Raw genomic sequence first — 16,762 nt, 5'->3', positions numbered from 1 at the left:
GGCGGCTGCTCTAGGTTGACCCCGATGAAGACGATCCGCACCGCGGTCGCCGCCGCCGCGCTGGTCGCCGCCCTCGCCGGGTGCGGCACCCCGGTGGCGGGAACGCCCGCAGCACAGCCCGCTCCCCCGCCCGCCCCGACGACGCCGCGACCCGCGCCGACGACGCCACCACGCGACCTCGCGGCCGACCGGCGGGCGATCGAGACCGTGTTCCAGGACTACTACCGCGCGCTGCGCGCCCGTGACTTCGCGGCCGCCTGCAGCTACAACGCCCCCGAGACGACGAGCAGGATGCTCGCGGACCTGCACGTCCGCGGCGTCGAGGCGAACACCTGCGAGGAGGGCATGACCGCGGTCTACGCGATCCCGGAGAACGCGCGGGTCGTGGAGCAGGTCGCCAAGAACGCGCAGATCGAGAACATCACCGTGAACGGCGACCAGGCCACCATCCAGTGGTCCTCGCGCGTGGGCGGCCGCAACGGGTCGGGCACCACGAACATGCGCCGCGTCGACGAGCGGTGGCTGGTGTCCGGCTCCGCCAACACCCCGGGCGGCAGCGGGGGCTCGGGGGCGGGCGCGGGCACATGAGCGAGATGGAGCCGTTCTACCTGCCCCTCGACGGGCCCGACGGGTCCCGCTTCCACGCCACCGGCTCCACCACGGGCCCGTGGTTCGCCGACGCGCAGCACGTCGGACCGCCGTCCGCGCTGCTCACGCGCGCGATGGAGCGGCTGCCGGGCGGCTCGTCGCTGCAGCTCGCCCGGGTCACGGTGGAGGTGCTCGGGCCGGTGCCCGCGGGCGAGGTGGAGGTCGGCGCCGAGGTGGAACGGCCCGGCCGGTCCATCGAGCTGGTCGCGGCGCAGATGAGCGCGGGCGGGCGCACGGTGCTGCGCGCCCGTGGCTGGCGGCTGGCCACGAACGACACCACCGGCGTGGCCGCGGGCCAGGCCGACCCGCTCCCGCCGCCCGCCGAGGCCACGCCGCAGACGGGCCGGGCCGAGGGCTGGCTGCCCGGTTTCCTCGACGCCGTCGAGTGGCGGTGGCTCACCGGTGGGCCGCTCGGGTCGGGGCCGGGCACGGCGTGGCTGCGCCAGCGGGTGCCGCTGGTGGCCGGCGAGAAGCCCACGCCGGTGCAGCGGCTCATGGTCGCCGCCGACTGCGCCAACGGCGTGGCCGCGCGGCTGGACGTGCGTGAGTGGCTGTTCGTCAACACCGAGCTGACCGTCCACCTGCACCGCACGCCCGTGGGCGAGTGGATCGGGGTCGACGCCACCACCGTGGTGGGCCCGACCGGGGCCGGGACCGTGTCGGCGGTCCTGCACGACGAGCACGGCCACACCGGCCGCAGCGCCCAGGCCCTGATCGTGCGGCCCCGCCAGGGGTAGGCACGACCAGCGCCCCGGTGCGCCGGGCGGGCTACGAGTTCGCGTACGGCTGGATCTGCGCGCCGTCGACCGCGCGGCAGGAGCGGATCTCCGAGGTCAGGATCGCTCGCACGCCCAGCGCGGCGAGGTCGTCCATGACCTTGTTCGCGATGTTGCGGCGCACCATCGACCGCACGGCCGACCAGCCCGGCTCCGTGAGCGGGGAGACGGTGGGCGCCTGCATGCCCGGCGTGATCCGCTTGGCCTGCTCGAGCACGTCGTTGGGGCAGTCGTAGTCGAGCATCAGGTACTGGCGGGCGTAGACCACACCCTGCAGGCGGCCGGTGAACACGGCCTTCGCCTGCTTGATCTCCGCCGTCTCCGGGCGGTCCGGGCGCGGCTCGCGCTCGATCAGGGTGGCCTGCGACTCCGCGATCGCCTCGTCGAAGGGGACCAGGCCGTGCTGGCGCAGGGTGCGCCCCGAGGACACGACGTCGGCGATCGCGTCGGCCAGCCCGAGCTGCACGGAGATCTCGACGGCGCCGTCGAGCTTGATGATGTCGGCGCGGACCCGGTTGCGCGCGAGGTGGGCCCGGACCAGGCGGGGGTAGGACGTGGCGATCTTCTTGCCCTCGAGGTGCTTGATCGTCCACTTCTCGCCGTTCTCGGTGAGCGGCGGCGCGGCGAAACGGAACTTGGAGGCGCCGAAGCCCAGCTCGATGACGCGCTTGACCTGGCTGCCGGACTCCTCCATGAGGTCGGCGCCCGTGATGCCCAGGTGCAGGTCGCCGGAGCCGACGTAGGTGGCGATGTCCTTGGGCCGCAGGTAGAAGAACTCGACCCCGTTCTCCTCGTCCAGCATGCTGAGGTCGCGCGAGTCCGTGCGCTGCCGGTACCCCGCTTCCCGCATCATGGTCGCAGCGGGCTCGGCCAGCGTCCCCTTGTTCGGGAGTGCGACGCGGAGCATGGGACTCTCCTCACGAGCTACGTGCGGTGCCGTCTGAGAACGGCACGGGTGGTTCTAAAGGTACTTGTAGACGTCCTCGGGCGTGATCTTGCGCCCGATCATGAGGACCTGGATCCGGTAGAGCAGCTGGGAGATCTCCTCGGCCAGCGCGTCGTCGGGTTCGTGCTCGGCCGCGAGCCAGACCTCACCCGCCTCCTCGAGCACCTTCTTGCCCTGTTCGTGGACCCCGGCGTCGAGTGCGGCGACCGTGCCGGAGCCGGGGGGCCTGGTGGCGGCGCGTTCGGCGAGCTCGACGTACAGCGCGTCGAAGGTCTTCACGTCGACTTCTCCTCTCCTGGTCAGTGTCATATGTTTCGCGGAAGCGACGCGAACGTGACCCGACCACGTGCTGCGCCCGGTCAGCGTGCTGCGCCGGACGGTCTCAAGCCTCGCACCACCGCTCGCGGGCCCGGCGAGCGGACCCCGAACGCGGACGAACGGTCACGCGGCGCGTTCACCTCGTGCCTGCGCGTAGCTGATCTCGATGTCGTCGGCCGTCAGCCCCAGCAGCGAGGTGCGCTGCACGCGCCGCGGCCCGGCGGGCACCGGGACGTCGCACGGCACCACGAGCACGGCGCAGCCTGCCCGTTCGGCCGCGAGCGCCCCGGTCGGCGAGTCCTCCACGGCCAGGCAGGCCTCGGGGGTGACGCCGAGCAGCTCGGCCGCCCGCAGGTACGGGTCGGGGTCGGGCTTGCCGCGTGGTACCTCGTCCCCGCACACGGTCACGGTGAAGTGCTCGCGCCCGATGCTGTCGAGCGCCTTCTCGGTGAGCGTGCGCAGCGTGTTGGTCACCAGCGCGGTGGGCCAGCCCGCCGCGCGGACCATGCGCAGCGCCTCCAGCGCACCCGGCCGCCACACCAGCCCGGCGGCGAACAGCTCGCCGGTCCGGTCGGTCAGGTAGCGGGCCGCCTCCGCCATGCGCCCCGGGTCGGCCTCGACGCCGAGGTCGTCGAACATCAGCGCGAGCGAGCGGCCCATGTTGGACCCGACCATCGCCTCGCGCGCCTCGGCGGACAGCTCACCGCCCAGCCACCGCGCCGTGTCGGCGAGCGAGATCGTCCAGACCTTCTCCGAGTCGACCAGCGTGCCGTCCATGTCCCACAGCACGGCCGCGGGGTTCAGGGGCCCGTCGATCCTGGCTGCGTCGATCCTCGCTGCGTCGATGTTCGGACCCGACACACGGTCCTCAGCCTGCATTGAAGTACTTCGCCTCCGGGTGGTGGGCCACGAGCGCGTCGGTCGACTGCTCGGGATGGAGCTGCAACTCCTCGGACAGCTGCACCCCGATCCGGCCGGGCTCGAGCAGCTCCACGATCTTCGTGCGGTCCTCGAGGTTCGGACAGGCGCCGTAGCCGAGCGAGTACCGCGCGCCCCGGTAGCCGAGCCGGAAGAACTCCTCGACCTCGTCGGGGTCCTCGGCGGCGACCGCGGGGCCGTCGGGGAAGACCAGCTCCTCGCGGATGCGCCGGTGCCAGTACTCGGCGAGCGCCTCGGTGAGCTGGACGCCGAGGCCGTGCACCTCGAGGTAGTCCCGGTAGGCGTCCTTCGCGAACAGCTCGTTGGCGTAGTCGGCGATCGGCCGGCCCATCGTGACCAGGTGCAGCGGGAGCACGTCGACCTCGCCCTCGGCGATCGCCCGCTCCCGCGGCCGCCAGAAGTCGGCCAGGCACAGGTGCCGGTCGCGGCGCTGGCGGGGGAAGGTGAACCGCAGCCGCTCCTCGGCGTCCGGCTTCGGCTCGGTGAGCACGACGAGCGAGTCGCCCTCGGCCACCGCGGGGAAGTACCCGTAGACGACGGCGGCGTGGGCGAGCACGCCCTCGGTGGACAGCCGCTCGAGCCAGTAGCGCAGCCGCGGGCGGCCTTCGGTCTCCACCAGCTCCTCGTAGGTGGGTCCGCCGCCACCCCTGGCGCCGCGCAGCCCCCACTGGCCCAGGAACAGCGCACGCTCGTCGATCATGGTGGCGTAGTCGGCCACGGCGAGGCCCTTGACCACCCTGGTGCCCCAGAACGGCGGGGTGGGGATCGGGTTGTCGTCGGCGACGTCGGAGCGGGCGGGCAGCGGCCCGGCCGCCGCCTCCTCGGCCGCCCTGCGCTTGGCGGCGATGCGCTGCGAGCGCTCGTGGCGGGCCTTGCGCTCGGCGCGCTTGGCCTCCTCCTCCTGGTCCACCTCCGGCTCGACGCCACGCAGGCGGGCCATCGTGGCGTCCATGAGCCGCAGGCCCTCGAAGGCGTCGCGGGCGTAGGAGACGCGGCCCTCGTAGATCTCGGCGAGGTCGTTCTCCACGTAGGAGCGGGTGAGCGCGGCGCCGCCGAGCAGCACGGGGAGCTTCTTGGCCACCCCGCGCGCGTTCATCTCCTGCAGGTTCTCCTTCATCACCACCGTGGATTTGACCAGCAGGCCCGACATCCCGACCGCATGGGCGCCGTGCTCCTCGGCGGCGGCGAGGATCGCCGAGATCGGCTGCTTGATGCCGAGGTTGATCACGGTGTAGCCGTTGTTGGTCAGGATGATGTCCACGAGGTTCTTGCCGATGTCGTGGACGTCGCCCTTCACGGTGGCGAGCACGATCGTGCCCTTGCCGGTGGTGTCGGCCTTGTCCATGTGCGGCTCGAGGTAGGCGACCGCCGCCTTCATCACCTCCGCGGAGGCGAGGACGAACGGCAGCTGCATCTGACCGGAGCCGAACAGGTCGCCGACGGTCTTCATGCCGGCGAGCAGCGTGTCGTTGATGATCTCCAGCGCAGGGCGCTGCTCCAGGGCGGCGTCGAGGTCGGCCTCGAGACCGTTGCGCTCGCCGTCGACGATGCGCCGCTCCAGCCGCTCGAACAGCGGCAGCGCGGCCAGCTCCTCGGCCCGGCCCGCCTTGGCCGAGGACGCGGTGACGCCCTCGAACAGCTCCATGAACCGGTTGAGCGGGTCGTAGCCCGGGCGGCGGCGGTCGTAGAGGAGGTCGAGGGCGACCGCGCGCTGCTCGTCCGGGATCTTCGACATCGGCAGGATCTTCGCCGCCGACACGATCGCGGTGTCCAGCCCGGCCTGCACCGCCTCGTGCAGGAACACCGAGTTCAGCACCTGGCGGGCCGCCGGGTTGAGCCCGAAGGAGATGTTGGAGACGCCGAGCGTGGTCTGCACGTCCGGGTGGCGGCGCTTGAGCTCGCGGATCGCCTCGATGGTCTCGAGGCCGTCGCGGCGCACCTCCTCCTGGCCGGTGGTGATCGGGAAGGTGAGCGTGTCGACGACGATGTCCTCGACGCGCATGCCGTAGTTCTCGGTGAGGTCGCGGATGAGCCGCTCCGCCACCCGCACCTTCCACTCCTTGGTGCGGGCCTGGCCCTCCTCGTCGATGCACAGCGCGACCACCGCGCAGCCGTGCTCGCGGACCAGCTCCATGGCGCGCCGGAACCGCGAGCCGGGCCCGTCGCCGTCCTCGTAGTTGACCGAGTTGATGATGCAGCGGCCGCCGAGGCGCTCCAGGCCGGCGCGCAGCACGTCCGGCTCGGTGGAGTCGAGCATGATCGGCAGCGTGGACGCGGTGGCCAGCCGCCCGGCCAGCTCGCTCATGTCGGCCACGCCGTCGCGGCCCACGTAGTCGACGCACAGGTCGATCATGTGGGCGCCCTCGCGGGTCTGCTCGCGGGCGATCGCGACGCAGTCCTCCCACGCGTCGGCGAGCATCGCCTCGCGGAACTTCTTCGAGCCGTTGGCGTTGGTGCGCTCGCCGATCATCAGCACGGAGGTGTCCTGGCGGAACGGCACCGCGGCGTACAGCGACGACACGCCCGGCTCGGGCCGCGGGGTGCGCTTCGCAGGCTCCACGTCGCGGATCGCGGCGGCGACCGCCCGGATGTGCTCGGGCGTGGTGCCGCAGCAGCCGCCCACGAGCGACAGCCCGTACTGGCGGATGAACGTGGCGAGCGCCTCGGCCAGCTCGTCGGGGGTGAGCGGGTACTCCGCACCCTTCGGACCGAGCCGCGGCAGGCCGGCGTTGGGCATCACCGACAGCGGGATCCGCGCGTGCTTGGACAGCGTGCGCAGGTGCTCGCTCATCTCGGCGGGGCCGGTGGCGCAGTTGAGCCCGATGAGGTCGACGCCCAGCGGCTCGATCGCCGTGAGCGCCGCTCCGATCTCGCTGCCCAGCAGCATGGTGCCGGTGGTCTCGACCGTGACCTGCGTGATCAGCGGCACGCGCCTGCCCTCGGCGTCCATCGCCCGCTTCGCGCCGTGCACGGCTGCCTTCACCTGCAGCAGGTCCTGGCAGGTCTCGATGATGACCGCGTCGACGCCGCCGGACAGCAGGCCGCGGCCGCACTCGGCGTAGGCGTCGCGGAGCCGGGCGAACGACTCGTGGCCCAGGGTGGGCAGCTTGGTGCCCGGGCCGACCGAGCCGAGGACGAACCGGGGCCGGTCGGGCGTGGAGACCTCGTCGGCGACCTCCCGGGCGAGCGCCGCCCCCTTGTGCGCGAGCTCGCGGATCCGGTCGGCGATGCCGTACTCGGCGAGGTTGGGCAGGTTGGCCCCGAACGTGTTCGTCTCGACGGCGTCGGCCCCCGCCTCGAAGTAGGCGCGGTGGATGCCGCGGACCACGTCGGGCCGCGTGTCGTTGAGGATCTCGTTGCAGCCCTCGAGCCCGCCGAAGTCGTCGAGGACCAGGTTCGCCGCCTGCAGCATCGTGCCCATCGCGCCGTCGGCGAGCACGACGCGCTCGGCGAGCACGTCGAGGAACGTCGAGTCGAGATCGGACCGCACCAGTCCACGGTAGCCGCCTGCGGGGTGTGCACCGGTCGGGGAAGGCCCAGGGGCCGTAGGCTGGACGGATGACCGATCGCGATCCACGAACCGGAGCGTCGGGCGGCCTGCCGCGTCTCGTCGAGCCGGTGATGATCGCCGCCTTCGAGGGGTGGAACGACGCAGGGGAGGCGGCCAGCACCGCGCTGGAGCACCTCGAGTTGAGCTGGGACGCCACGCCGTTGGCGTCGATCGACCCCGAGGAGTACTACGACTTCCAGGTCACGCGCCCGCACGTCCGGTTGACCGACGGGGTCACCCGGAAGATCGAGTGGCAGACCACCCGCCTGTCGTGGGCGAAGCTCCCGGGCACCGACCGCCACGTGGTCCTCGTCAACGGGATCGAGCCGAACCTCCGCTGGCGCGCCTTCTGCCGCGAGCTGCTCGACTACGTCGACAAGCTCGGCGTGACCAAGGTCATCACGCTCGGGGCGCTGCTCACCGACACGCCGCACACCCGCCCCACCCCGGTGAGCGGCATCTCCTACGACAAGACGTCCGCGGGCGACCTGCGCGTCGAGCCGTCCAGCTACCAGGGCCCCACCGGCATCGTCGGGGTGTTCCAGAACGCCTGCGTCGAGGCCGGTGTGCCGGCGATGTCGTTCTGGGCGGCGGTCCCCCACTACGTCTCGCAGGCCCGGGTGCCGAAGGCCGCCGTCGCGCTGCTGCACCGCGTCGAGGAGGTCCTCGACGTCGAGGTGCCCCTCGGTGGCCTGCCCGCGCAGGCCGAGGAGTGGGAGCGCACCGTCTCGGAGATGGCCGAGGCCGACGACGAGGTGCGCGAGTACGTGCGCCAGCTGGAGGAGCAGGCCGAGGCCGAGAACGACGTGCTGCCGGAGGCCGACGGCGACGCCATCGCCGCCGATTTCGAGCGGTACCTGCGCCGCCGCGGCACCGGGGGCTCGGGCAACTGAACGGGGCCCTCGCACGCGCGGGGCTCTACGCGGGGGCGTTCCTCGGGCCGTTCGGGGCGGGGATCACCGTTGCGATGCTGCCCGAGCTCGGCTCGTCCTTCGGGGTGTCGCCGGGTACGGCGTCGCTGTCGGTCACGAGCTACTTCCTGCCGTTCGCGGCCGTCATGCTGTTCTCGGGCGCGCTCGGCGAGCGGTGGGGGCGGCGGCGGACCGTCGTCGTCGGGTACGCGGGGTATGTGCTCGCGTCGCTGGTCTGTGTCCTGGCCCCGACGTTCACGCTGTTCCTCGCCGGGCGCGCGCTGCAGGGCGTCGCCAACGCGTTCACCACGCCGCTCCTGCTCGCCGCGGTCGGGGCCGCGGTTCCGGGCAACCGGCTCGGCCGCGCGCTCGGCTGGTTCGGGTCGCTGCAGGCGGCGGGGCAGACGTCCGCCCCGCTGGTCGGCGGGGTCGCCGCCGAGGCCGACTGGCGGCTCGCGTTCGGCGGCGTCGCGGTGGTGGCGGGGGCCCTCGCCGTGGCCGGGATCCCCGACGACCCGGCGGGCGGTGCGCGGCGGGAGTCCCTGGTCGCCGCGCTGCGCCAGGCCGTGCGGCCCGACGTGGTGCGCATCGGCGCGGTCGCCGCGCTGGGCTGGGGGTGCCTCACCGGGCTGAGCTTCATGGTCGCGCTGCGCCTGGAGGAGTGGTTCGCGATCGGTGCCGGGCCGCGCGGGCTCGTGCTCACCGCGGCGGGCGTCGCAGGCCTGCTCACGGCCCGGCTCGTCGGCGGGGCGGTCGACCGGATCGGGCGGCGCCGCAGCGTGCTCATCGGCGCGGTGGCCGGGGCCTTCGTCGTGGTGGCGGTCGGGACGCTGCCGGGGGTCGGGATGGTCGCGCTCGCCTGGGCGGTGGGCGGGGTGGCCACGCAGATGCTGCTCGTGGGCGTGAACGCGCTCGTGCTGGGGTCGGCGCTGGGCGGCGGCGCGGTGTCGGTGGTGCAGGCGCTGCGGTTCGGGGGCGGCGCGCTCAGCCCGGTGGCGTTCACGCCGCTCTACCACGCCGACCCGCTCGCCGGGTTCCTGGTGCCCGCGGCGCTGCTCGCGGGCGCGGTCCCCGCGGTGCTCCCCCGCGACCCGGGGCCCGCGCTCAGCCGGTGAGGACGGCGAGCAGGGCGCGGGCGTAGGCGCGCTCGGCGTCGACGTCCACGTGGCGCTGCTCCGCGCCGTCCGGGCCCTCGATCACCACCGCGAAGCCGTCGCCGATCGGTTCCAGGCGGCGGAACCGCGGTCCGAGCGCCTCCCGCAGCTGGTACTCGTGCGGCAGCCAGACCACCACCTCCTGCGGGACGCTGTCGAGCGCCCACTCGGTGGTGCCGTTGAAGCGGATGAGCGGGCCGGTGGGGGCGTGGTGGACGTCGATCGTCAACTCGGATACGACGAACACGTCGCCGTCCATCCCACGCCCCGGGATGACGAAACGGTCGCCCGACGCGGGCGTCCACTCCAACCCCGCCGCGCGCAGGCGCAGCGCCAGCTCCACCGAGATCATGGCGCGGGGACGGCGTGCGCGCGCAGCTCGGCGAGGTCGACCCACTCCAGGGTGCGGGCGTGCGTCGCCTCCAGCACGACGGGCGGTGCGACGCCCGCGGCGAGCGCCTCCACCCACCGGTCGGCGCACAGGCACCAGCGGTCCCCCGGCTGCAGGCCGGCGAACCCCCACTCCGGCCGCGGGGTGGACAGGTCGTTGCCGCGCTCGGCGGAGAACCGGAGGAACTCGGCCGTCACCTGCGCGCAGACCGTGTGCACGCCGGCGTCCTCGGCGCCGGTCTCGCAGCAGCCGGTGCGGTAGAAGCCGGTCATCGGATCGGTGCTGCAGGTCTGCAGCTCACCGCCCAGGACGTTGCGCGCCATGTGCGCAAGCCAACCAGAACGGGTAGCCCGCGCGCATGACCGAGCCGAGCGAGACCCCCACCGGTCCGCGCCCCGACCCGGACCCGCCGCCCGGCACGCCGGACCTGGACGTCGACCTGCCCGCCGACGCGGACATCGACGACCAGCCGGGCAACCTGCCCGCCGACGACGACGTCACCCCGGCCGCCGGCACGCCCGAACCCCCCGACTGACCCCGCGAGTCGCGCCCTGGGCGCCGGCGAGTCGCGCCCTCGGTGCGCGCGAGTCGCGCCCTCGATGCGGACGCCCGTCAGAGCGCCACGCCGAGGAGCGCGTCGACCGCGTCCCGGACGAGCGCGGGCGCGCCCTCGTCGCGGCCCCGCCGCTCCAGGGCCTCCCCCACCCACGCGTCGACGGCCGCGAGCGCGCCCGGGGTGTCGAGGTCGTCGGCGAGGTGGGTGCGCAGCCGGGTGACCAGGTCGTGCGCGGGCGGGCCCGCGGGGAGCGCCACGGCGCTGCGCCAGCGCGCGAGCCGGGCCTGGGCGGTGGCGAGCAGCTCGTCGGTCCACGCCCGGTCGCTGCGGTAGTGCCCGGCGATCAGCGCGAGCCGGACCGCGTTCGGGTCGACGTCCTCCGCGCGCAGCTTGGAGACGAACACGAGGTTGCCGCGCGACTTGGACATCTTCTCGCCGTCGAGCCCGATCATGCCCGTGTGCACGTAGTGCCGGGCGAACGGGTGCACCCCGGTGAACGCCTCGGCGTGCGCGGCGCCGAACTCGTGGTGCGGGAAGATCAGGTCCGAGCCGCCGCCGTTGAGGTCGATCTGGTTGCCGAGCCGGTTGAGCGCGATCGCGGTGCACTCGACGTGCCAGCCCGGGCGGCCCGGACCGAGGTCGGACTCCCAATGCGGCTCGCCGGGCCGGGCCATCCGCCACAGCAGCGCGTCGGTCGGGTGCCGCTTGCCCGGCCGGTCCGGGTCGCCGCCGCGCTCCCGCGACAGCTCGATCATCGTGGCCTCGTCGTAGCCGGACTCGTAGCCGAAGTGCCCGCTGGCGGTCGAGTCGAAGTAGACGTCGGGGTAGTCCGGGTCCGGCACGCGGTAGGCCGCGCCGGCGGCGAGCAGCTTGCCGACCAGCTCCGCGATCTCCCCCATCGCCTCGACCGCGCCGACGTAGTGCCGCGGCGGCAGCACCCGCAGCGCCTGCATGTCCTCGCGGAACAGCGCCGTCTCGCGCATGCCGAGCACGACCCAGTCGTCGTTGTCGCGGGCGGCGCGCTCGAGCAGCGGGTCGTCGATGTCGGTGACGTTCTGGACGTAGTGCACGTCGTGGCCGAGGTCGCGCCACACCCGGTTGATCAGGTCGAACGCCAGGTAGGTGGCCGCGTGGCCGAGGTGGGTGGCGTCGTAGGGGGTGATGCCGCAGACGTACATCGTGGCCGTCCTACCCGGCGCGGTTGGCCGGATCCTGGCCGAGGCGGTGTCGTGCAGCCGAAGCGGCGGGCCGCCGCCTTCGAGCCGGGGGACGTCGACGGATGCCCAGGTCTGCATGCCCAACAAAGTACGTGATGCTATTGTTTGGACAATCGCCCAAGGCGAATGACCAAGGCGAGCGACCGAAGAGGAAGCATGGCGGAGACGGCGGCGGGCAGGGGCCGGGACGTGCGCAGACGCCTGGTGGCGGCGGCGCGCGAGCTCGTGCCCGAGCGCGGGTGGAGCGCGGTGAGCACGCGCGCCGTCGCCGAGCGCGCCGGGGTCGCCCCGGGGCTCGTGCACTACCACTTCGCCTCCGTGCAAGCGCTCCTCGCCGAGGCCGCGCTGGGCGAGCTGCGGGAGATGGTCACGGGCGTCGACGCGGTGCTGCAGCGCGCCGGCTCGCCCGAGGAGCTCGTCGAACTGCTCGCCGCCGAGGTCGACCGGTTCGACGGCACCGACCCGGCGTCGCTGCTCGCCGTCGAGACCTACCTGGCCGCCACGCGCGACCCGCAGCTGCACGCCGCGCTCACCGAGGTGCTCGACGACTTCCGGCGGAGGCTCGCCGCCCGGCTCGCCGACCTCGCGGTGCCCGACCCGGAGGCCACGGCCGCGGTGCTCGCCGCGGTGGTCGACGGGGTGCTGCTGCACCGCGCGCTCGCCCCGCTGCCGGGCGGCGCGGTCACCCCCGTCGTGCGCAGGCTCGTCGGGACGGGGGCGCGCCGGTGAAGGTCGCGATCGCGGGCGCGGGGATCGCCGGGCTCGCCCTGGCCCACCGGATGCGCGCGCACGGCTGGGAGGTCGTCGTCCTGGAGCGGGCGCCCGGTCCGCGCGACCAGGGCTACATGATCGACTTCTTCGGCCCGGGCTTCGACGCGGCCGAGGCGATGGGCCTGGCCCCGGCGCTGCACGCCCGCGCACACCCCATCGACGAGGCGACCTACGTGGACGGCGACGGCCGCCCGACCGCCCGGCTCACGTTCGCCCGGTTCGTGGCCGGGGGCGGCGGCCGCCTGGTGAGCCTGCTGCGCTCCGAGCTGGAGGCGGTGCTGCGCGAGCGGCTGCCCGCCGGGGTCGAGCTGCGGTTCGGCGCGGGCGTGACGGACGTGCGGCCCGAGCCCGACCGCGTCGAGGTCGGCCTCGCCGACGGCAGCCGCGTCCGCGCCGACCTGCTGGTCGGCGCGGACGGCATCCACTCCACCGTCCGCGGGCTCGTCTTCGGACAGGAGCACCGGTTCCTGCGCTACCTCGGGTTCCACACCGCGGCCTGGCAGTTCGACGACCCGGTCGTCGAGGCGGCCACCCGGCACCGCGTCTGCCTCACCGACACCCCGCAGCGCCAGGTCGGGATCTACGGCCTGGGCGGCGGGCGGGTGGCGACCTTCACCGTCCACCGCACCCCCGATCCGGCCCTGCCGGCGGACCCCCGGGCCGCGCTGCGCGCGGAGTACGGCTCGCTCGGCTGGCTCGTCCCCCGCGCGCTCGCCGCGTGCCCGCCGCCGTCGGAGGTCTTCTACGACCAGGTCGCCCAGATCGAGATGCCGCGCTGGAGCCACGGGCGGGTCACCCTGCTCGGCGACGCGTGCGGCGCGGTGTCGCTGCTGGCGGGCCAGGGCGCCTCGCTCGGCGTCGCAGGCGCGGACGTCCTCGCCGCGCAGCTCGCGGCCGCCCCGACGGTCGAGGCCGGCCTGGAGCGCTACGAGCGCCGCTGGCGCCCGGTGGTGGCCCACCGGCAGGCCACGGGACGCCGCGTGGCGCGGTGGTTCCTCCCGGCCACGCGGCGGCAGGTCCTGCTGCGCAGGGCCGTGCTGCGGCTTTCCGGGCTGCCCGGGATGGACCGCACGATCGTCCGGGCGATCGTGGGCGAGCCCGTGGGGTCGGGCGGGCGGGCGCGCTGACGCCCTCAGCCCCACAGCTCGTGCGGCAGCTTCGCCTCGATGTCGCGCACGTGCTCGCGGGCGCAGGAGGGGCAGAGCCAGTGCTCGCGGCCGTCCGCGTCACGTTCGCGCGCCCAGGCGAGCGCCCGCGCGGCATCCTGTTCCCGGGCGGCCCCGCAATTGCGACACGTGTCCACACCGACAGGATGCCGACTTGCCCGCGCCCGGGACGCGTGACAACCTGGGCCCAGTCATCTAGACCAAACGTCTACTCGCGGGGGAACGGGTGCGCACCGTCATCGGGGTCGACATCGGCGGCTCCAAGACGCACGCGATCCGCGCCGTCGACGGCACGCCGGTCGCGGAGGCGGTGGCGGGCAGCGCCAACATCGCGGCGGTCGGGGAGGCCGAGGCGGGCAGGCAGCTCGCAGCGGTGATCGGACAGCTCGACCCGCGCGGCGTCGAGGCCGTGTGCGCCGGGGCGGCCGGCGCCGACGGCACCGGGTCGATCGGCACCATCACGCGGCTCATCGCCGACCTCGTGCCCGGCGCACGGGTGAGCGTGGTGCACGACGCGCGGCTCGTGCTCGCCGCGGAAGGGCTCGACGCGGGCGTCGCCCTCATCGCGGGCACCGGCTCGGTGGCCTGGGGCCGCCGCGCCGACGGCGCCGAGGCCCGTGCGGGCGGGTGGGGCCACCTGCTCGGCGACGAGGGCAGCGGCTACCACGTGGCGCTCGACGCGGTCCGCCACGCGCTCGCCCGGATGGACTCGGGCGAGCCCGCCGACCGGCTCACCGACGCGATCGTCGCCCGGTGCGGGCTCACCGACCGCACCGAGCTCATCGACTTCGTCTACGCGAACCAGGACAAGCGCTACTGGGCCGAACGCGCCGGCGTCGTCGCCGAGCTCGCCGCGGACGGCGACCCGGCGGCCGGCGCCGTCCTCGCCGCTGCGGCCGACGCCCTCGCCGCGCTCGCCGCCCGCGTGCTCGGCCGGCTCGACCTGCCCGGCCCCGTCGTGCTCGGCGGCGGGTTCGCCGTGCACCAGCCGCTGCTGCAGCGCGCCGTCCGCGAGCGGCTCGCCGGCCGCGACGTGCGCGTGCTGTCCCACGCGCCCGCCGTCGGCGCGGTGCGGCTCGCGGCCGCCCTCCCCCGCCCCGAGATGGAGACGCTGTGACCCCAGCACCGACGACCCCAGCACCGGCCCCAGCACCGGCCTCCGCGCCCCCCGGCCACCTGATGGCCGCCGAGATCCGCGAGCAGCCCGCGGTCTGGCGCACCCTGCTCGCCAACAGCGAGGCGGCGGGCGTCGACGCCGCCGCCGCGGCGATCCGGGCCCGCCGGCCGCGGGCGGTGCTGTTCGTCGCGCGCGGCACCAGCGACCACGCCGCGCTCTACGCGAAGTACCTCGTGGAGATCCGCCACGGCCTGCCCGCGGGCCTGGTCTCCCCGTCGACGATGACGGCCTACGGCGCGCGGCCCGACCTGCGCGACGTGCTGATGGTCGGGGTGAGCCAGTCGGGCGGGTCGCCGGACCTGGTGCGCTCGCTCGCCGTGGCCAGGGAGCAGGGCGCGCTCACCGTCGCCGTCACCAACGACGCGTCGTCGGCGCTGGCGCGCACCGCGCACGCCCACGTCGACGTGCTGGCCGGGCCGGAGCGCTCGGTGGCGGCCACCAAGTCCTACACCGCCCAGCTGCTCGCGCTGTACCTGCTGCTGGAGCGGGTGCGCGAGGTCGACGGCCGGGAGGCGGCCGCGCCGCTGCCCGACCTGGGCGAGCAGGTGCTCGCCCGCACCGGCGAGATCGTCGCACTCGCCCAGCGCTACCGCTTCGCCCAGCGCATGCTCACCACGGCGCGCGGTTACTCCTACGCCACCGCGCGGGAGGCGGCACTGAAGCTCATGGAGACCTCGTACGTCTCGGCGCAGGCGTTCTCCGGCGCCGACCTGCTGCACGGCCCGCTGGCCCTGGTCGACCCCCAGGTGCCGGTGCTCGCCGTGGTGGCGGCCGGCATCGGCGGCGCCGCGATGGGCGACGTGCTGCCCCGGCTCGCCGAGCGCAGCGCCGACGTCTTCTGCGTGGGCCACCCCGCCGCGGTGGCCGATGCGGCGGTGGGGTTCACGCTGCCCGACGGTGCGCCCGAGGAGCTCTCCCCGCTGCTGGAGATCCTGCCGTTCCAGCTGCTCGCGCTGCACACCTCGGTCGCGCGCGGGGGCGACCCGGACGCGCCGCGCGGCCTGAGCAAGATCACGGAAACCCTGTGATCCTCGCGGCCGGGACGCTCGTCGCCGCCGACCTCCCGGTCGGCCCCGGATGGGTGCAGATCGACGGTGACCGGATCACCCGCGCCGGGGCCGGGGCGGCGCCCGCCCCGCCGGACGTCGACCTCGGCGACGGCGTGCTCGTGCCCGGCTTCGTCGACATGCACGTGCACGGCGGAGCGGGCGCAGCCTTCCCCGACGGCGACGCGGCGGCCGCGCTGCGGGCGGTGGCGTTCCACCGCGCCCACGGCAGCACCAGCATGGTCGCGAGCCTCGTGGCCGCCGGGCCGGACGAGCTGCTGAAGACCGTCGACGCGCTATCCGAGCTGGTCGCCGACGGGGAGCTCGCCGGGGTGCACCTGGAGGGCCCGTGGCTCGCGAAGGGCCGCTGCGGCGCCCACGACCCGCGCCAGCTGCGCGACCCCGACCCCGCCGAGCTGGAGCGCCTCCTGCGCGCGGGCGACGGCGCCGTCCGGATGGTCACGCTCGCGCCCGAGCGGGAGGGCGGCCTCGACGCGGTGCGCCGGATCGTCGGCGCGGGGGCGGTCGCCGCGCTGGGGCACACCGACGCGAGCTACGCGCTGACCCGCGAGGCCATCGCCGCCGGCGCGAGCGTCGGCACCCACCTGTTCAACGCGATGGCGCCGGTGCACCACCGCGAGCCCGGCCCGGCCGTCGCGCTGCTGGAGGACGACCGCGTGACCGTCGAGCTCGTCACCGACGGCCTGCACGTGCACCCGGCGCTGTGGGAGCACGTCGTCCGCAGCGCGGGCACCGGGCGGGTCGCGGCGGTGACCGACGCGATGGCCGCGGCGGGCATGCCCGACGGCGACTACCACCTCGGGGCGATGCGGGTGACCGTCACCGACGGCGTCGCCCGGCTCGCCGCGGACGGCGGACGCCCCGGGGCCATCGCGGGCAGCACGGCCACCGCCGACGCCCTGTTCGCCAACGTGGTGCGGCACGCCGCCGTGCCCCGCGCGGACGCCCTGCGCCGGGCCGTCGCGCTCACCGCCACCACCCCGGCGCGCGCCCTCGGCCTCGACGACGTCGGCGCCATCGCCCCGGGGCGGCGCGCCGACCTCGTGGCGCTCGACCCGCAGCTGCGCGTCACCGCGGTCTACCGGGCCGGCGTGCCGGTGCCGCCGCACCGCACCCCGTAACGGGCCGCTCACCGCCGGCGAGTGCCTGACCAGCTCGCGAGGGGCGGGAGGCGG

The 16,762-nt window shown here is 74.8% G+C and carries 18 protein-coding genes; 10 read left to right on the top strand and 8 right to left on the bottom strand.

Features of this window, described 5'->3' with window-relative positions; all coding sequences use genetic code 11:
- Window positions 1-24 precede the first annotated feature (24 nt).
- Together VKZ81_RS18855 and VKZ81_RS18850 are read left to right on the top strand one after the other, a co-directional pair.
- Complete coding sequence (locus VKZ81_RS18855; protein ID WP_324242910.1) at window positions 25-588, top strand: Cif family virulence factor; 564 nt, start codon at window positions 25-27, stop codon at window positions 586-588.
- Window positions 585-1,385 (top strand): thioesterase family protein, encoded by an 801-nt coding sequence (locus VKZ81_RS18850; RefSeq protein WP_324242909.1) that lies wholly within the window; start codon window positions 585-587, stop codon window positions 1,383-1,385. Before VKZ81_RS18855 ends, VKZ81_RS18850 begins: the two co-directional genes overlap by 4 nt.
- Before the next feature lie 31 nt (window positions 1,386-1,416).
- Here VKZ81_RS18850 and hisG read toward each other — a convergent pair whose 3' ends face one another.
- From hisG to metH, 4 genes are all read right to left on the bottom strand, one after another.
- Window positions 1,417-2,331 (bottom strand): ATP phosphoribosyltransferase, encoded by a 915-nt coding sequence (gene hisG, locus VKZ81_RS18845; protein WP_324242908.1) that lies wholly within the window; start codon window positions 2,329-2,331, stop codon window positions 1,417-1,419.
- A 54-nt stretch (window positions 2,332-2,385) separates the two neighbouring features.
- Window positions 2,386-2,649: a phosphoribosyl-ATP diphosphatase gene (locus tag VKZ81_RS18840; protein WP_324242907.1), complete on the bottom strand. Its 264-nt coding sequence runs from the start codon at window positions 2,647-2,649 to the stop codon at window positions 2,386-2,388.
- A 162-nt stretch (window positions 2,650-2,811) separates the two neighbouring features.
- Window positions 2,812-3,549, bottom strand: a complete 738-nt coding sequence (locus VKZ81_RS18835) for an HAD family hydrolase (protein ID WP_414709411.1) — start codon at window positions 3,547-3,549, stop codon at window positions 2,812-2,814.
- A gap of 7 nt (window positions 3,550-3,556) precedes the next feature.
- On the bottom strand, window positions 3,557-7,117 hold the full coding sequence (gene metH / locus VKZ81_RS18830; RefSeq protein WP_324242906.1) for a methionine synthase: 3,561 nt from the start codon (window positions 7,115-7,117) through the stop codon (window positions 3,557-3,559).
- A 68-nt stretch (window positions 7,118-7,185) separates the two neighbouring features.
- Here metH and VKZ81_RS18825 point away from each other — a divergent pair, with 68 nt between their 5' ends.
- Both VKZ81_RS18825 and VKZ81_RS18820 read left to right on the top strand, forming a co-directional pair.
- A complete protein-coding gene (locus VKZ81_RS18825; protein ID WP_324242905.1) occupies window positions 7,186-8,070 on the top strand; it encodes a PAC2 family protein in 885 nt (294 codons plus the stop codon).
- The gene (locus tag VKZ81_RS18820) at window positions 8,067-9,203 is read left to right on the top strand and encodes an MFS transporter (RefSeq protein WP_324242968.1); all 1,137 of its coding nucleotides are present in this window, start codon (window positions 8,067-8,069) and stop codon (window positions 9,201-9,203) included. The genes VKZ81_RS18825 and VKZ81_RS18820 overlap by 4 nt, the downstream gene beginning before the upstream one ends.
- Here VKZ81_RS18820 and VKZ81_RS18815 read toward each other — a convergent pair.
- Window positions 9,193-9,594 (bottom strand): hypothetical protein, encoded by a 402-nt coding sequence (locus VKZ81_RS18815; RefSeq protein WP_324242904.1) that lies wholly within the window; start codon window positions 9,592-9,594, stop codon window positions 9,193-9,195. The two genes, VKZ81_RS18820 and VKZ81_RS18815, sit on opposite strands and share 11 nt — an antisense overlap.
- Entirely contained in the window at window positions 9,591-9,956 is a 366-nt protein-coding gene (locus tag VKZ81_RS18810) for a DUF2237 family protein (RefSeq protein ID WP_324242903.1), read from the bottom strand. Before VKZ81_RS18810 ends, VKZ81_RS18815 begins: the two co-directional genes overlap by 4 nt.
- A gap of 35 nt (window positions 9,957-9,991) precedes the next feature.
- On the opposite strand from VKZ81_RS18810, the gene VKZ81_RS18805 reads away from it, so the two are divergent.
- On the top strand, window positions 9,992-10,168 hold the full coding sequence (locus VKZ81_RS18805; protein WP_324242902.1) for a hypothetical protein: 177 nt from the start codon (window positions 9,992-9,994) through the stop codon (window positions 10,166-10,168).
- A gap of 77 nt (window positions 10,169-10,245) precedes the next feature.
- Here VKZ81_RS18805 and mshC read toward each other — a convergent pair whose 3' ends face one another.
- Window positions 10,246-11,484: a cysteine--1-D-myo-inosityl 2-amino-2-deoxy-alpha-D-glucopyranoside ligase gene (mshC, locus tag VKZ81_RS18800; RefSeq protein WP_324242901.1), complete on the bottom strand. Its 1,239-nt coding sequence runs from the start codon at window positions 11,482-11,484 to the stop codon at window positions 10,246-10,248.
- 78 nt (window positions 11,485-11,562) lie between these two features.
- Between mshC and VKZ81_RS18795 the strand changes: the two genes are divergently transcribed.
- Together VKZ81_RS18795 and VKZ81_RS18790 are read left to right on the top strand one after the other, a co-directional pair.
- The gene (locus tag VKZ81_RS18795; protein WP_324242900.1) at window positions 11,563-12,135 is read left to right on the top strand and encodes a TetR/AcrR family transcriptional regulator; all 573 of its coding nucleotides are present in this window, start codon (window positions 11,563-11,565) and stop codon (window positions 12,133-12,135) included.
- Window positions 12,132-13,304, top strand: coding sequence for an FAD-dependent monooxygenase (locus VKZ81_RS18790; protein WP_324242899.1), 1,173 nt, complete (start codon window positions 12,132-12,134; stop codon window positions 13,302-13,304). Before VKZ81_RS18795 ends, VKZ81_RS18790 begins: the two co-directional genes overlap by 4 nt.
- 5 nt (window positions 13,305-13,309) lie before the next feature.
- On the opposite strand, the gene VKZ81_RS18785 is transcribed toward VKZ81_RS18790, so the two are convergent.
- Window positions 13,310-13,480, bottom strand: coding sequence for a hypothetical protein (locus tag VKZ81_RS18785; protein ID WP_324242898.1), 171 nt, complete (start codon window positions 13,478-13,480; stop codon window positions 13,310-13,312).
- Between the two features lie 89 nt (window positions 13,481-13,569).
- Here VKZ81_RS18785 and VKZ81_RS18780 point away from each other — a divergent pair, with 89 nt between their 5' ends.
- From VKZ81_RS18780 to VKZ81_RS18770, 3 genes are all read left to right on the top strand, one after another.
- Entirely contained in the window at window positions 13,570-14,460 is an 891-nt protein-coding gene (locus tag VKZ81_RS18780; RefSeq protein WP_324242897.1) for an N-acetylglucosamine kinase, read from the top strand.
- Window positions 14,461-14,522: 62 nt separating this feature from the next.
- The gene (locus VKZ81_RS18775; RefSeq protein ID WP_324242967.1) at window positions 14,523-15,548 is read left to right on the top strand and encodes an SIS domain-containing protein; all 1,026 of its coding nucleotides are present in this window, start codon (window positions 14,523-14,525) and stop codon (window positions 15,546-15,548) included.
- Window positions 15,545-16,708 carry an N-acetylglucosamine-6-phosphate deacetylase gene (locus tag VKZ81_RS18770; RefSeq protein WP_324242896.1) on the top strand — a complete coding sequence of 388 codons (1,164 nt, stop codon included), beginning with the start codon at window positions 15,545-15,547 and terminating at the stop codon, window positions 16,706-16,708. The genes VKZ81_RS18775 and VKZ81_RS18770 overlap by 4 nt, the downstream gene beginning before the upstream one ends.
- Window positions 16,709-16,762: the final 54 nt, after the last annotated feature.

This window comes from Pseudonocardia sp. (genome assembly GCF_035305885.1).
Lineage (GTDB): Bacteria > Actinomycetota > Actinomycetes > Mycobacteriales > Pseudonocardiaceae > Pseudonocardia.
This window is presented reverse-complemented; position numbering and strand designations above follow the sequence as displayed.

Coding starts and splice junctions, on each gene's coding strand:
- VKZ81_RS18855 (WP_324242910.1), top strand. CDS start 25: ATGAAGACGATCCGCACCGCGGTCGCCGCCGCCGCGCTGGTCGCCGCC.
- VKZ81_RS18850 (WP_324242909.1), top strand. CDS start 585: ATGAGCGAGATGGAGCCGTTCTACCTGCCCCTCGACGGGCCCGACGGG.
- hisG (WP_324242908.1), bottom strand. CDS start 2,331: ATGCTCCGCGTCGCACTCCCGAACAAGGGGACGCTGGCCGAGCCCGCT.
- VKZ81_RS18825 (WP_324242905.1), top strand. CDS start 7,186: ATGACCGATCGCGATCCACGAACCGGAGCGTCGGGCGGCCTGCCGCGT.
- VKZ81_RS18815 (WP_324242904.1), bottom strand. CDS start 9,594: ATGATCTCGGTGGAGCTGGCGCTGCGCCTGCGCGCGGCGGGGTTGGAG.
- VKZ81_RS18810 (WP_324242903.1), bottom strand. CDS start 9,956: ATGGCGCGCAACGTCCTGGGCGGTGAGCTGCAGACCTGCAGCACCGAT.
- VKZ81_RS18805 (WP_324242902.1), top strand. CDS start 9,992: ATGACCGAGCCGAGCGAGACCCCCACCGGTCCGCGCCCCGACCCGGAC.
- mshC (WP_324242901.1), bottom strand. CDS start 11,484: ATGCAGACCTGGGCATCCGTCGACGTCCCCCGGCTCGAAGGCGGCGGC.
- VKZ81_RS18795 (WP_324242900.1), top strand. CDS start 11,563: ATGGCGGAGACGGCGGCGGGCAGGGGCCGGGACGTGCGCAGACGCCTG.
- VKZ81_RS18775 (WP_324242967.1), top strand. CDS start 14,523: ATGGCCGCCGAGATCCGCGAGCAGCCCGCGGTCTGGCGCACCCTGCTC.